Annotated in this window: 16 protein-coding genes; 13 read left to right on the top strand and 3 right to left on the bottom strand. The window is 36.7% G+C overall.

The features are described 5' to 3' along the window. Positions 1–3 precede the first annotated feature (3 nt). The 11 genes from LK994_RS03840 to LK994_RS03790 all read left to right on the top strand — a co-directional run bounded on the left by LK994_RS03840 (position 4) and on the right by LK994_RS03790 (position 8,344). On the top strand, positions 4–435 hold the full coding sequence (locus LK994_RS03840) for an OB-fold putative lipoprotein (protein ID WP_229761564.1): 432 nt from the start codon (positions 4–6) through the stop codon (positions 433–435). 288 nt (positions 436–723) lie between these two features. Next, the gene (locus LK994_RS03835) at positions 724–1,737 is read left to right on the top strand and encodes a homocysteine S-methyltransferase family protein (RefSeq protein WP_229761563.1); all 1,014 of its coding nucleotides are present in this window, start codon (positions 724–726) and stop codon (positions 1,735–1,737) included. Positions 1,738–1,788: 51 nt separating this feature from the next. Then, complete coding sequence (locus LK994_RS03830) at positions 1,789–2,061, top strand: ORF6N domain-containing protein (protein WP_229761562.1); 273 nt, start codon at positions 1,789–1,791, stop codon at positions 2,059–2,061. A 12-nt stretch (positions 2,062–2,073) separates the two neighbouring features. After that, positions 2,074–2,331, top strand: a complete 258-nt coding sequence (locus tag LK994_RS03825; RefSeq protein WP_229761561.1) for a hypothetical protein — start codon at positions 2,074–2,076, stop codon at positions 2,329–2,331. Beyond that, complete coding sequence (gene metH / locus LK994_RS03820) at positions 2,328–5,048, top strand: methionine synthase (protein ID WP_229761560.1); 2,721 nt, start codon at positions 2,328–2,330, stop codon at positions 5,046–5,048. Before LK994_RS03825 ends, metH begins: the two co-directional genes overlap by 4 nt. Before the next feature lie 85 nt (positions 5,049–5,133). Beyond that, positions 5,134–5,568, top strand: a complete 435-nt coding sequence (locus tag LK994_RS03815; RefSeq protein WP_229761559.1) for an FKBP-type peptidyl-prolyl cis-trans isomerase — start codon at positions 5,134–5,136, stop codon at positions 5,566–5,568. Between the two features lie 18 nt (positions 5,569–5,586). Further along, positions 5,587–6,408, top strand: a complete 822-nt coding sequence (locus LK994_RS03810; RefSeq protein WP_229761558.1) for a hypothetical protein — start codon at positions 5,587–5,589, stop codon at positions 6,406–6,408. Positions 6,409–6,512: 104 nt separating this feature from the next. After that, on the top strand, positions 6,513–7,280 hold the full coding sequence (locus LK994_RS03805; protein WP_229761557.1) for an exodeoxyribonuclease III: 768 nt from the start codon (positions 6,513–6,515) through the stop codon (positions 7,278–7,280). Next, a complete protein-coding gene (locus LK994_RS03800; RefSeq protein ID WP_229761556.1) occupies positions 7,277–7,582 on the top strand; it encodes a DUF4286 family protein in 306 nt (101 codons plus the stop codon). Before LK994_RS03805 ends, LK994_RS03800 begins: the two co-directional genes overlap by 4 nt. A gap of 291 nt (positions 7,583–7,873) precedes the next feature. Further along, complete coding sequence (locus LK994_RS03795) at positions 7,874–8,143, top strand: HU family DNA-binding protein (protein ID WP_229761555.1); 270 nt, start codon at positions 7,874–7,876, stop codon at positions 8,141–8,143. A 90-nt stretch (positions 8,144–8,233) separates the two neighbouring features. Next, positions 8,234–8,344, top strand: coding sequence for a 30S ribosomal protein THX (locus LK994_RS03790; RefSeq protein WP_229761554.1), 111 nt, complete (start codon positions 8,234–8,236; stop codon positions 8,342–8,344). An 88-nt stretch (positions 8,345–8,432) separates the two neighbouring features. Here the strand turns inward: LK994_RS03790 and pdxH are convergent, their stop codons facing one another. The 3 genes from pdxH to LK994_RS03775 all read right to left on the bottom strand — a co-directional run bounded on the left by pdxH (position 8,433) and on the right by LK994_RS03775 (position 10,337). Beyond that, positions 8,433–9,074, bottom strand: a complete 642-nt coding sequence (pdxH, locus tag LK994_RS03785) for a pyridoxamine 5'-phosphate oxidase (RefSeq protein ID WP_229761553.1) — start codon at positions 9,072–9,074, stop codon at positions 8,433–8,435. A 93-nt stretch (positions 9,075–9,167) separates the two neighbouring features. Continuing rightward, complete coding sequence (locus LK994_RS03780; RefSeq protein WP_229761552.1) at positions 9,168–9,761, bottom strand: Yip1 family protein; 594 nt, start codon at positions 9,759–9,761, stop codon at positions 9,168–9,170. 81 nt (positions 9,762–9,842) lie between these two features. Beyond that, the gene (locus LK994_RS03775; protein ID WP_229761551.1) at positions 9,843–10,337 is read right to left on the bottom strand and encodes a hypothetical protein; all 495 of its coding nucleotides are present in this window, start codon (positions 10,335–10,337) and stop codon (positions 9,843–9,845) included. Between the two features lie 210 nt (positions 10,338–10,547). Here LK994_RS03775 and LK994_RS03770 point away from each other — a divergent pair, with 210 nt between their 5' ends. Both LK994_RS03770 and LK994_RS03765 read left to right on the top strand, forming a co-directional pair. Then, positions 10,548–11,090, top strand: coding sequence for an RNA polymerase sigma factor (locus LK994_RS03770; RefSeq protein ID WP_229761550.1), 543 nt, complete (start codon positions 10,548–10,550; stop codon positions 11,088–11,090). After that, positions 11,087–12,436: a PorT family protein gene (locus LK994_RS03765; RefSeq protein ID WP_229761549.1), complete on the top strand. Its 1,350-nt coding sequence runs from the start codon at positions 11,087–11,089 to the stop codon at positions 12,434–12,436. The genes LK994_RS03770 and LK994_RS03765 overlap by 4 nt, the downstream gene beginning before the upstream one ends. The last annotated feature ends 45 nt before the right edge of the window (positions 12,437–12,481 follow it).

Genomic DNA, 12,481 nt, shown 5'->3' with positions numbered 1-12,481 from the left:
ATAATGAGTAATACTAATAAGATAATGCTATTAACCTTTTTGTTAGTAGTGGTTATAGTATTGATCAGATCAGTGATCTGGACCAAGGGGCTTAAAGATGAAGATGATGCCGGTATCATAAAAACTTCTCCGGATATTTTACTGGGCGAATTTGTAAAGGATGCCATACAGGCAAAACAATATTATATTTCAAAAACATTGCAAGTAAGTGGGGAAGTAGCTGATACATTCGCAGATCATCTATACCGGACGATCATATTACTTACAACAGGCACTCCGGGAGTTTTTATCAATTGTACACTTGATCAAAAAGAAGTCAACGTAAAAAGAGGGGCATCCATCACTGTAAAAGGAGTTTTTGATACATATGATACCGGAAATCCGGAGACGCAGGTGCCCGGAGCTATCAACCTCATAAACTGCTATCTGCTATGATGTAAAGCTCAAAAAGCATCGATAGCATATTTTTGCCAAACCATATACTTATAGTAACTTTGCAGCCGCATTCAGGGCGGATTTGTTTATTGTTCAGCCTGTATCAGAACTAATAAACGACAACACTTCTATCTTTTAGTAAGTCTCCATCGTTTATAAGTTTTTTTATTTTGAAACAAGCATTACCGCCTTGGTCATCATCGTTGTGTCACTCACTTGTACTATTTGTTCTTTTTTGAACTTTTATTATGTTTTGTGATTTCAACAAGTAAAATAAAAATTTAAGGAATGGCTAATATTAAAGACGAACTACAAAGGAGAATCCTGATCATAGATGGTGCAATGGGTACCATGATACAGCGTCATAAATTGACCGAAGCGGATTATCGCGGCGAAAAATTCAAAGACTGGCATACCGATGTTAAAGGAAATAATGACTTGTTGAGTATCACTCAACCTGAAATCATCATAGGCATACACAAAGAATATTTGGAAGCCGGTGCAGATATTATTGAAACGAATACATTTAGCAGTACCGTTATTGCTCAGGCAGATTACGATATGCAGGCTGTGGCGTACGAAATGAATGTAGCCTCTGCAAAATGCGCAAGAATAGCTGCCGATGAATACACTGCAAAAAATCCTTCCAAACCAAGATTTGTTGCTGGTGCTATCGGCCCATTGAATAAAACACTCAGCTTATCGCCGGATGTAAATAACCCGGGTTTCAGAGCAGTAACATTTGATGAAGTGGCCGAAGCGTACACCGAACAAATAAAAGGACTGGTTGAAGGTGGCGTAGATGTTTTATTGATCGAAACAATTTTTGATACACTCAATGCAAAGGCGGCTATTTATGCGGCAAAGAATTTCTTCAGAAAAAATAATTTACCTGAACTGCCGATCATGATCAGCGGCACCATCACTGATGCTAGCGGACGTACATTAAGCGGACAAACATTAGAAGCATTCTACATTTCTGTGTCACATGCCAATCCATTAAGTGTTGGCTTGAACTGTGCATTGGGTGCAAGTGAAATGCGTCCGCATATTGAAGAACTATCACAAATAGCAAGTTGTTACACATCAGCTTATCCAAATGCTGGGTTACCAAATGCATTTGGTGAATACGATGAACAACCGCATCAAACAGCACATATTATTGAAGAGTGGGCTGCAAATGGCTGGTTAAATATTGTAGGCGGTTGTTGCGGTACAACACCGGATCATATCAAACATATTGCAGACGAAGTAGCGAAATTTCAACCAAGGCAAAGGCCTGTGTTGGAAAAAGCTTTATAATATCTATAAACCTTAGCCTGATGATACCGTTTTAATTTTAAAACTATTATCATGACTAAAAAAGAAGTTCTTAAAGAGGCGGACACAATGATTGTAGATAAAATATACATGATTCGTGACCAAAAAGTAATGCTTGATAAAGATCTGGCAGAAATGTATGGTGTTGAAGTAAAAAGGTTAAACGAGGCAGTAAAAAGAAATAGTACTCGTTTCCCTGAAGATTTTATGTTTCAACTGACAATTGAAGAATGGCAAAACTTGAAGTCGCAATTTGCGACTTCAAGTTGGGGCGGCACGAGAAAAATGCCTTACGTTTTTACATAACAAGGGGTGGCAATGCTTTCAAGTGTTTTAAATTCTGAAACGGCCATCCAGGTAAACATCCAGATCATTCGGGTATTTACAAAAATGAAACAGGCGTTGTTGGATAATAAAGAGATCTTATTACGTATTGAAAAACTTGAAAGGAAATTGGTTCAGCATGATGAAGGGTTGGAAACAGTTTTCAAAGTATTAAAAAAATTATTACAACAGCCAGAACCAAAGAAAAAGACAGTATTGGATTTCCATATCCAAATAAAAAATAGAACATGAGTGAACAAACACATATAAAACCTTTTTTACGCCTGAGCGGATTAGAGCCATTGGTCGTTCGTCCCGAAACAAATTTTGTGAACGTTGGTGAACGTACCAATGTTACAGGAAGTAAAAAATTTGCACGCCTGATCAGAGATGGTCAGTATGAAGAAGCTTTGTCTGTTGCAAGACAACAAGTAGAAAGTGGCGCACAGGTCATCGATATCAATATGGATGACGCTATGTTGGAAGGTGTAGAAGCAATGACCACCTTTCTAAACTTAGTACAAGCCGAGCCTGATATTGCCAAAGTGCCGATCATGATCGACTCTTCTAAATTTCAGATCATAGAAGCCGGGTTGAAGTGCGTACAGGGAAAATGTATCGTGAATTCTATCTCCATGAAAGAAGGCGAAGAAAAATTCATTGAGCAGGCATTTATTTGTAAAAGTTATGGTGCATCAGTAATTGTAATGGCTTTTGATGAAGTAGGGCAGGCAGATACAAAAGATCGCAAAATTGAAATTTGTCACAGAGCATACAAGATACTAACTGAACAAGTGGGGTACGATCCTGAAGACATCATTTTTGACCCGAATATTTTTGCAGTAGCAACAGGTATCGAAGAGCATAATAATTATGCAGTAGATTTTATAGAAGCAACTAGGGAAATAAAAAGATTGATGCCGCTTACTAAAGTAAGTGGGGGCGTAAGTAATGTGTCTTTTTCTTTCAGAGGTAATGACCACGTTAGAGAAGCAATACATAGTGTGTTCTTATATCATGCTATCAAAGCCGGTATGGATATGGGTATTGTTAATGCAGGCCAGTTGGTAGTGTATGATGAAATTGAACCTACATTAAGAAATCTTTGCGAAGATGTATTGCTCAACAGAAACAATGATAATAACGAAGCAACAGAAAAATTAATTGCTTTCGCCGATACGGTAAAAGCGAAAGGAAAAGAAACTGTAAAAGACGAAAGTTGGCGTTTAGAACCTGTTGAAAAACGTTTATCACATTCATTGGTAAATGGTATTACAGATTATATCGATGCTGATACTGAAGAAGCAAGACAAAAATATCCGAAGCCATTGGATGTGATCGAAGGTCCTTTGATGGATGGGATGAATGTGGTAGGAGATCTGTTTGGTGCAGGAAAAATGTTCTTACCGCAGGTAGTAAAAAGTGCAAGGGTAATGAAAAAAGCCGTAGCTGTATTAACACCATACATCGAACAGGAAAAAGAAGATAGAAAACAAGCGCATTTGGCTGCAGGTACAACAAATGAAGAAGCTGCAGGAGCCGCAAAGATTTTGTTAGCGACCGTAAAAGGGGATGTGCATGATATCGGTAAAAATATTGTGGGTGTTGTGTTGGGGTGTAATGGGTATGATATCATTGACTTAGGCGTAATGGTGCCAACCGATAAAATTTTAGAAACGGCGATCAAAGAAAATGTTGATATTATTGGCTTAAGCGGATTGATCACACCTTCATTAGATGAAATGGTGCATGTGGCACATGAAATGAAACGTAGAGGGATGAAATTACCTTTGTTGATTGGAGGAGCTACAACAAGCCGTATGCATACCGCTGTTAAAATTGCTCCGCAATACGATGAAGGAGTAGTGCATGTATTAGACGCCAGTCGTAGTGTAACCGTGGCCGGTAGTTTGTTAAGTAAAGAACAAAAGCCTGATTTTTTAAATAGTATCAAAAACGAATACGAAAAATTGGCAGTTGATTTTGGTAATAAAAAATCGACCAAAGCATTTTTGACCTTTGCCGAAGCACAAAAAAATCCGGCAGCAATTAACTGGAACAAATTTAAGCCGGTTGCTCCAACATTTACCGGAACAAAAACATTTAACAACTATGACCTTGCCGAAATAGCTGAATATATTGATTGGCAACCTTTCTTCATTGCATGGGAAATGCATGGCAAGTTTCCTGCAATACTAACGGACAAAGTAATTGGTGAAGCTGCTACCAATTTGTACAATGACGCTCAAAAATTATTGACACAGATCATAGCTGAGAAATGGCTGAATGCAAGAGGAGCAATTGGTTTCTGGCCCGCTAATAAGGTTGCTCCTGATTCTGTAGATGTTTTGGCTGATAAAGAAGTGGTAAAACTGGAATTCCTTCGTCAGCAAATTAAAAAGGCAGACGGACAACCTAATTTGTCACTGGCAGATTTTATTGCCCCTGCAGAGATGAACTATCAAGATCATATCGGAGCTTTTGCAGTAACAATAGAAGGCATTGAACCGCATATCAAAAGATTTGAAGCGGCTCATGATGATTATAATAAAATTATTTTGCAAGCGTTGGCCGATAGGTTGGCAGAGGCATTTGCTGAAGTATTGCATAAAAAAACAAGGCAAGAGTATTGGGGTTATGCTACAGATGAGCATCTTACCAATGAACAATTGATCAGAGAAGAATATTTAGGCATTCGTCCGGCACCTGGCTATCCCGCTTGTCCGGATCATACGGAAAAATATAAACTGTTCGAACTATTAGGTGGTCAAGAAGCGACCGGTATAGAATTGACAGAATCATTAGCTATGTATCCTGCATCATCAGTAGCAGGTTGGTATTTCGCTAATCCTGAAAGTAAATATTTTGGAGTGGGTAAGATCAGTGAAGATCAATTGAATGATTACGCCGGCAGAAAAGGAATGAGTATTGAAGATGCAACAAGATGGTTAAGGCCAATTCTAGAATAATAATTAGTGTAATAAGTTTTAAGTACTAAGTAAATAAAAGGCACAAACTTAAAACTTATTACTTACAACTTATAACTCAAAAAAAATGTCAGTAGCAGATAAACTAAAAGCAATGAGAGACGAAAAAGCAACAGCTAATTTATTAGCGGGAGAAAAATTTTTAACAGAGAATGCAACGAAAGAAAATGTTGTTGTTTTGCCTAGCGGCTTACAATATTTGGTTTTAAAAATGGGCGAAGGTGAAAAACCGACTCTCAGAAATACTGTTACTTGCCATTATCATGGTACAGTGATCGACGGAAGTATCTTTGACAGTTCTGTGCAAAGAGGCACCCCAGCAAGTTTCCCTTTGAATGCTGTAATAAAAGGATGGGTAGAAGGCTTGCAGCTAATGCCTGTAGGCAGCAAATGGCGTTTCTTTATTCCTCCGCATTTAGGTTACGGGGAAAGACAAGTCAGTTCAGTGATTGGTCCAAACAGCACACTTATTTTTGATGTAGAATTAATTTCTTTCCGTTAGACAAATAATAATTTTTCAATGAACATACAAGCGGTCCTATTTAGATCTTTTTTATTTTTCACTTTTTTATTTTTTACTTTTTCTATTCAGGCCCAGAGCAAAAAAAAGGAGCGTAAAAAAGAATTCTATTTTTCCTGGGGATATAACAAGGAGTGGTATACAAAGAGCACAGTAAAAGTCAATCAACCATCATTGGGGAATCATTATAGTTTTGTAAATATAAAAGGACACGACCATCCGGGGTGGGACGAAGCTCTTTTCACAAAAGCTATTAGTATACCGCAATATAATTACAGACTAGGTCTTTTTATCAACAAGAAAAAAGGGCTGGCGGTCGAAATAAATTTTGATCATACTAAATTCATTTTTGCAGATCAGCAAGCAAGAGTAAAAGGTACATTAGGCAATAGAGTGGTTGATACTATTGTGAATTTCAATAAGCCTAATGGATTCAATTATTATTTGAATAATGGAGCAAATTTTTTACTTTTTAATATTGTAAAACGTTGGCATTGGGTACAAAATAAAAAGCAAACCATAAAAGTAGATGCCTTAGGAAAAGCTGGTATTGGGCCGGTAATACCTCATGTGGAGAATACTCTTTTTGGCGACGCTAATAAAGCAGGATTTCAGTTAGGCGGCTGGAATATAGGAGTGGAAGCTGCCGTAAGAGCCACTTTCTTCGATTATATATTTTTAGAATACTCTAACAAGTTGGATTATGCTCGCTATTCAGATCTAAAGGTATATGAAGGTACTGCTAAGCACGCTTTTGGCACTTATGAAATGGTAGCCAGTTTAGGCGTTACATTTCCTGTTGGCGGCAAAGTAAAAAAATAACTGCACAGAAATATTTTCTTCATAGAGGGTTACCTCTTTATTATTTTCTATAGTTATTGTTTCGCATTTTGTATGTTTGTTTTACAAGAAAAAAGAAAATAGTTATGCGTATCATTTCCTATAATGTTAATGGCATTCGTGCCGCTATTAAAAAAGGGTTTATTGATTGGTTGAAAACGAATCCTGCTGATATTATTTGTTTGCAGGAAACAAAAGCTACAAAAGATGATGTGGATGTAAAGCAATTCGAAGCATTGGGATTTCATCATCATTGGTATAGTGCAAAAAAAAAGGGGTATAGTGGCGTAGCTGTTTTCTCTAAGATAAAACCTGATAATGTAGAATTTGGTAACGGGCATGCAGAAAGCGACGATGAAGGACGTGTGATACAATTGGATTTTGGTGATATAAGATTGATCAACGCATACTTTCCTTCCGGTACCAGTGGGGATGAAAGACAATCGTTCAAATATGTATGGTTGGATGAATTTCATGCATACCTGAATAAATTAAAAAAGAAATATCCTAAGATAATTCTGGTAGGCGATTATAATATTGCACATAATGAAATAGACATACATGATCCTAAAGGCAATAAAAATTCCTCCGGTTTTTTACCTGAAGAAAGGGCATGGATGACGAAATTTTTAGCAAGTGGCTGGATCGATACTTTCAGAGAATTTCACACAGAACCTCATCGCTATAGCTGGTGGAGTCAGCGTTTTCCAACAGTAAGACTAAATAATAAAGGCTGGAGAATAGATTATATCACAGTGACGGAACCATTAAAAAAACAGCTAAAAGATGCAGATATTTTCCCTGATGTAAAGCACAGCGATCATTGTCCGGTATATGTAGAAATAAAACCATGATAGTATACAATGTTACTATAAAAGTGCACGAATCAATAAAAAATGAATGGCTAGTCTGGCTAAAGGAAGAGCACATTCCGGAAGTGATTCAAACAGGCTGTTTTACACATGCTACAATTTTGCGGTTGCTGGAAGTTGATGAAAGCGAGGGTCCAACTTATGCAGTCCAGTATCATGCGGAAAGTAAAGCTTTGTATAATAATTATATCGAAAATCATTCTACCCGACTAAGAGAAAAATCTTACCAAAAATGGGGCAATCAATTCATCGCATTCAGGTCGGTTATGCAGGTTGTTAACTAAATGTGCAAAACAAATAAATTTCATTTTGATTACTAAAAAAGGTTTGTATATTACTCCAAATCCGCATGGGTAAAGGATTTCATTAATATTTCGCTGAAATGCAGTGCAGTAAAGGGTTTGGGCCGGTTCTTCTAATTTTTTCATTTTTCATTTTTCATTTTTCATTCTACAAATCCCTTGTTCCTTGCGGTTTGCAGCGATTTTTTGTGAATTTATTTTGATAAAAAAATTTTGTTGCAATTAAAAACCTTCTATATTTGTTGCAGTTAAAAAAATTTTAAAAAAAATATCATGAACAAAGCAGAATTAATTGCAAAACTTGCTGATGATGCAGGTATTACAAAAACTCAGGCAAACGCTACTTTAGATTCTTTTGTAGAAGCTGTAACTAAAACTTTAAAAGGTGGCGGTAAAGTTACTTTAGTAGGTTTTGGTACTTTCTCAGTATCTAAAAGAGCTGCACGTAATGGTCGCAATCCTCAAACAGGAGCTGTTATCAAAATCAAAGCTAAAAAAGTTGCTAAGTTTAAAGCAGGTAAAGAATTATCAGCTAAATTGTAATGCTTACGCAAACTAATTAAAAAGCAAGATATAATTTATTATGTCTTGCTTTTTTCATCTTAATTTGTCAACTACTTAAATTATATAATCATGGGACGTGGAGATATCAAAACTAAAAAAGGAAAAATTACAAAAGGTTCTTTTGGTAAAAGCAGGCCAGCTAAAGTTGTAAAAAAAGCAGCTGCTAAGAAAAAAGATTAATTATAATTTACGAATTACGAGATAAGGGTTACGAATGTATTTTCACTGAGGTTATATTCGTAATTCAACATTCGTAATTCGTATTTTATTACGGAGCCAACCTTTCTATTTTCCAGCTTTCTTCATTCTGTAATGTGTACAAGATCCTGTCGTGTAGCCTGCTCGGGCGGCCTTGCCAAAATTCTACTAACTCAGGGATCACTTTATATCCACCCCAATGAGGAGGTCGGGGAATCGCTTTATCTTTAAATTGCGCTTGGAATTTCAATACGTTATCTTCAATCACTGATCTGTCATGAATGGGTGTGCTTTGAGGAGATGACCAGGCTCCTATCTTACTTCCTTCAGGCCTTGAATTAAAATACTCATCATTTTCTGCATCACTATTTTTTTCAACAGATCCTATAATTTTCACTTGTCTTTCCAATTCTTTCCAGAAAAAGATCAAGCATACTTTCTTATTGTGAAGTAACTCTTTTCCCTTATCACTGTTATAATTAGTGTAAAATGTAAATCCATTTTCATCAAAACCTTTAAGCAACACAATTCGTCCGTTAGGAGTACCATCGCTTTTTACTGTTGCTAAAGTCATTGCATTTACTTCATCGATCTTACTGTGTACGGCGTCATCCCACCAGGTTGCAAATTGTGAAATAGGATTTTGTGAAACATCTGCTTCATCGAGACTGCGTAACTTGTATTCTTTTCGGATGTCGGCTATATTGCTCATTAGAGTATTGGTTTAAGGTTACGCTAAATTACCAAATAAAAAAGCATCTCCCTTAAGGGAAGACGCTTTTTTATAATTTTTTATACTGATATGTTAAAGTGATAAACTGGCGGCAGGTAACCTTGTGCCCAGTAGGCTGCCTAATATCAATCCTAAGATGAGATAAACGACAATAAGGATGACAATAGTAACTACCATATAAATTACTTTTTTGTCCTCTGGCGTTTTTTTCATTGGACCGAGTCCCAGGTATATAAGGTAAATGCCATAAAGCCCAAACAGTCCTCCCAGCCAACCAATGGAGGGTAACACGCCTAATAATGCACCGATAAAGGAGGGAGTGTAACCATATGCTACCAATTGGGCCGATCTATTGATATTCTTTTCAGATCCGAACGAAGGGGCTAGCGCATCCACGATAAATGCAGTAACAATAACGCCAACTATAGATGAGATAAGTTGGATGACAGCCATTTTTACACCCCAGCCGATACCTTTCATTCTAAAAAATCCATAATCGATACCGATGAATGCCCAACCGATAAAAGTAGCGATAGCTCCTGCTACAGCAAGCGGGACAACGTACGTGCTGATCACGGATGAGAGAGATTGTTCTTCAGTTGCTATTTTCTCCCATTCTGTTTTTGGGGTGATGATAATATTTTTTACTCTTTCTATTAAATTCATGGTAGTAAATTTTAGAATAGTAAAATAGAAAAAGGAAATGAGGTTCGCAAGGTTTTATCTCGTTATTTTTGCCCCCTTTGCTCAGATAGACTCATCTTCGTTAAAATCTGTTCGCCCTTCTCTTTCCGCTAAAAGACTTTCCAGCTCAGCAATGCGACTGTTTTTCTGCTGTAATATAAGATTACGGTCGTTGAGATTTTGTATTTGATTTTGCAGATCGGTAAGTTGTGTTTGCAAGTGAGTATATTTTTGTTCCAGATCAGACAGGCTATGTCCGGAACTAACGGCGATGTCTACCTGTTTTTCCAGATCAGAATTTATATATTTAGCCTGGTCAATATTGTATTTTAAAGTATCTATATTACTTTCCAGTTGTTTAACTTCTATCAGATAATTATTCAATTGGCTGTTAGACAGGGTTAATTCATCTATTTTTTTTTCAAGGGAATCGATCTGTCTGTTTCGTTTGGATAATGTATTTTCACAATCCTGCAGTTGTTCCTTAAGGCTTTCATTCAGTGCGGTAGCACGACTTAATGCTTTTATTAACTCTTCTTTGTTATAAGCGGTTTCCATCTGAGGTTTGCAACTTGATGTAAGTGGTTGACTATAAATGTTTTTGTAAAAATCAACAGGCTATAAAGATAGTATTCAAATCAGGTTTTTATGTTAAAATCGCAAAATATTGCCTGATTTTTGTACCTTAATAGTAATAAACTGAGCCGGGCAGCGTATTATATCTGTAAAGTATCATAATATAAACGGCTCGGATAAACAGAAAGGAAATTGACCGAAGAGCAATTGATAAAAGCCTGTATTAAGGAAGATGCCGCTTGCCAAAAAGAGGTATTCAACCGTTTCAGCGGCCGAATGTTGGGCGTGTGTTACCGCTATGCCCGTAATGCAGAGGACGCAGAAGATATTTTGCAGGATGCTTTTATCAAAGTTTTTGATAAAATGCACCAGTTCAAGTTCGAGGGATCGTTTGAAGGATGGATTAGAAGGATTGTAGTAAACACAGCCCTGAAAAAATATACGCTTACCAGATATTCTAAAGAAATATCTGGATATGAAATAAAGGATAAAGATGAAAGTGCTCTCGAGCCGTCAGCTTATTCTCATTTAACACAAAAGGAATTGATGGAACTGGTAAATAATTTACCGGATGGATACCGGATGGTTTTTAACCTGTATGTTATCGAAGGATATCAACATGACGAGATTGCAGAAATGTTGGGCATACAACCGGGTACCAGTAGAAGTCAATTAGTAAAAGCAAGGATAATGTTACAAAAGCAGATTATACAACTTCAAAAAATTGCCGTATGATGAGTGAAGAGAGGAATTTTGATTTTTTTGTGAAATCAGAGTTGGCAGATCTTTCTCCGACAGTATCTCCTCGTATATGGGAAAATATTGTTGCGGAAAGAAGAAAAAGAAAACCTGTAGGTTTTTGGATAAGCTTTTTTACTACCAAAAATGTAATGTTAGTATTGGGTGGATTGGTGATTGTGTCTTCCGCAATATTATTTTTGAATAGGTCTGATTATTCTAAAAAAGCAGAACGAGCAACTAATACAAATGCAATAGCTTCAATAGCGCAAAGTACTACAGTCAATTCACAAAAAAATATTACGGGAGCTGATGCAACGAAAAGCTTGCTATCACCAGATCAACAATTGGTATCAGGGATAGAAAAAAATCAAAATAATAATATTTATCAAACAGGGGAAATAAAGAATAATCAACAACAAAATTCAGTTGCAATTTATCCGCTAACGAGTATACAAAAACCTGATGAAGAAACTGAATTGCTGGATGATGGTAATGCACATACTTATGGAGAAACATTAATGAGCAGATTATTATTTGGCACTATGAATACTGCAGCTGCTGAACAATCATCTGCAATGCTTCAAAATCGAAAATTTCCAAATGTAGCATTACCAGGATGCCCTACTGTAGAAGAAGCTGCTGCAGGAAATAAGAGATATATTGAAATGTACGCCGGCCCAGACTTTACTTTAAGAAACTTTAAAGACACATCAAAATCTGAGTATCTGCAAAAAAGGAAAGCAAGTACAAAAGTATCTTCCGCATATAGTGCTGGTATCAGATATACCAGAGTGTTTAACAACGGCATGAGTATAAAAGCCGGGGTAAATTATAGTCAGGTAAATGAAAAATTCAGTTTTGTACAAAGCAATCTTATACAAACAACTTATATTGTTGATCCTGTTTCCGGCGATACTACCGCCAGTTACACAGTGACAGGAACAAGAACAAAAACTACTTATAATAAATACCGCACATTGGATATTCCTTTATTAGTAGGATATGAATTGGGAAATGGAAGACTGCATGTAAATATCAATGCAGGAGCTATGATAAATATATATAGCTGGCAAAAAGGTGAGGTATTAGATACTACTTATCAGCCAGTGACAATTACCACAGGTAAATCAACAACTTCTCCCTATCAATTTAAAAACAATGTAGGTGTTGGTTTAACGGGTGGGATCGGAGTTTATTATAAAATAACAGATCAACTGCATGTACTGGCAGAGCCATACTTCAGATACAATTTACAACCAATGAGCAAGGCTGGCCTTACGCTCCAACAAAAATACAATACAGTCGGGTTACACGTAGGGGTAAGGCTGGATTTAAAATAACAGGCAACATTCCAACACTTTAAGGAATCTACAAAAAGGACATAG

It is taken from the genome of Ferruginibacter lapsinanis (assembly GCF_020783315.1).
GTDB lineage: Bacteria > Bacteroidota > Bacteroidia > Chitinophagales > Chitinophagaceae > Ferruginibacter > Ferruginibacter lapsinanis.
This window is presented reverse-complemented; position numbering and strand designations above follow the sequence as displayed.

Excerpts from the sequence above, each read along its gene's own strand:
- LK994_RS03835 (WP_229761563.1), top strand. The coding sequence starts at position 724 with ATGGCTAATATTAAAGACGAACTACAAAGGAGAATCCTGATCATAGAT.
- LK994_RS03790 (WP_229761554.1), top strand. The coding sequence starts at position 8,234 with ATGGGACGTGGAGATATCAAAACTAAAAAAGGAAAAATTACAAAAGGT.
- LK994_RS03800 (WP_229761556.1), top strand. The coding sequence starts at position 7,277 with ATGATAGTATACAATGTTACTATAAAAGTGCACGAATCAATAAAAAAT.
- metH (WP_229761560.1), top strand. The coding sequence starts at position 2,328 with ATGAGTGAACAAACACATATAAAACCTTTTTTACGCCTGAGCGGATTA.
- LK994_RS03825 (WP_229761561.1), top strand. The coding sequence starts at position 2,074 with ATGCTTTCAAGTGTTTTAAATTCTGAAACGGCCATCCAGGTAAACATC.
- pdxH (WP_229761553.1), bottom strand. The coding sequence starts at position 9,074 with ATGAGCAATATAGCCGACATCCGAAAAGAATACAAGTTACGCAGTCTC.
- LK994_RS03765 (WP_229761549.1), top strand. The coding sequence starts at position 11,087 with ATGATGAGTGAAGAGAGGAATTTTGATTTTTTTGTGAAATCAGAGTTG.
- LK994_RS03810 (WP_229761558.1), top strand. The coding sequence starts at position 5,587 with ATGAACATACAAGCGGTCCTATTTAGATCTTTTTTATTTTTCACTTTT.
- LK994_RS03780 (WP_229761552.1), bottom strand. The coding sequence starts at position 9,761 with ATGAATTTAATAGAAAGAGTAAAAAATATTATCATCACCCCAAAAACA.
- LK994_RS03805 (WP_229761557.1), top strand. The coding sequence starts at position 6,513 with ATGCGTATCATTTCCTATAATGTTAATGGCATTCGTGCCGCTATTAAA.
- LK994_RS03815 (WP_229761559.1), top strand. The coding sequence starts at position 5,134 with ATGTCAGTAGCAGATAAACTAAAAGCAATGAGAGACGAAAAAGCAACA.
- LK994_RS03775 (WP_229761551.1), bottom strand. The coding sequence starts at position 10,337 with ATGGAAACCGCTTATAACAAAGAAGAGTTAATAAAAGCATTAAGTCGT.
- LK994_RS03840 (WP_229761564.1), top strand. The coding sequence starts at position 4 with ATGAGTAATACTAATAAGATAATGCTATTAACCTTTTTGTTAGTAGTG.
- LK994_RS03830 (WP_229761562.1), top strand. The coding sequence starts at position 1,789 with ATGACTAAAAAAGAAGTTCTTAAAGAGGCGGACACAATGATTGTAGAT.
- LK994_RS03795 (WP_229761555.1), top strand. The coding sequence starts at position 7,874 with ATGAACAAAGCAGAATTAATTGCAAAACTTGCTGATGATGCAGGTATT.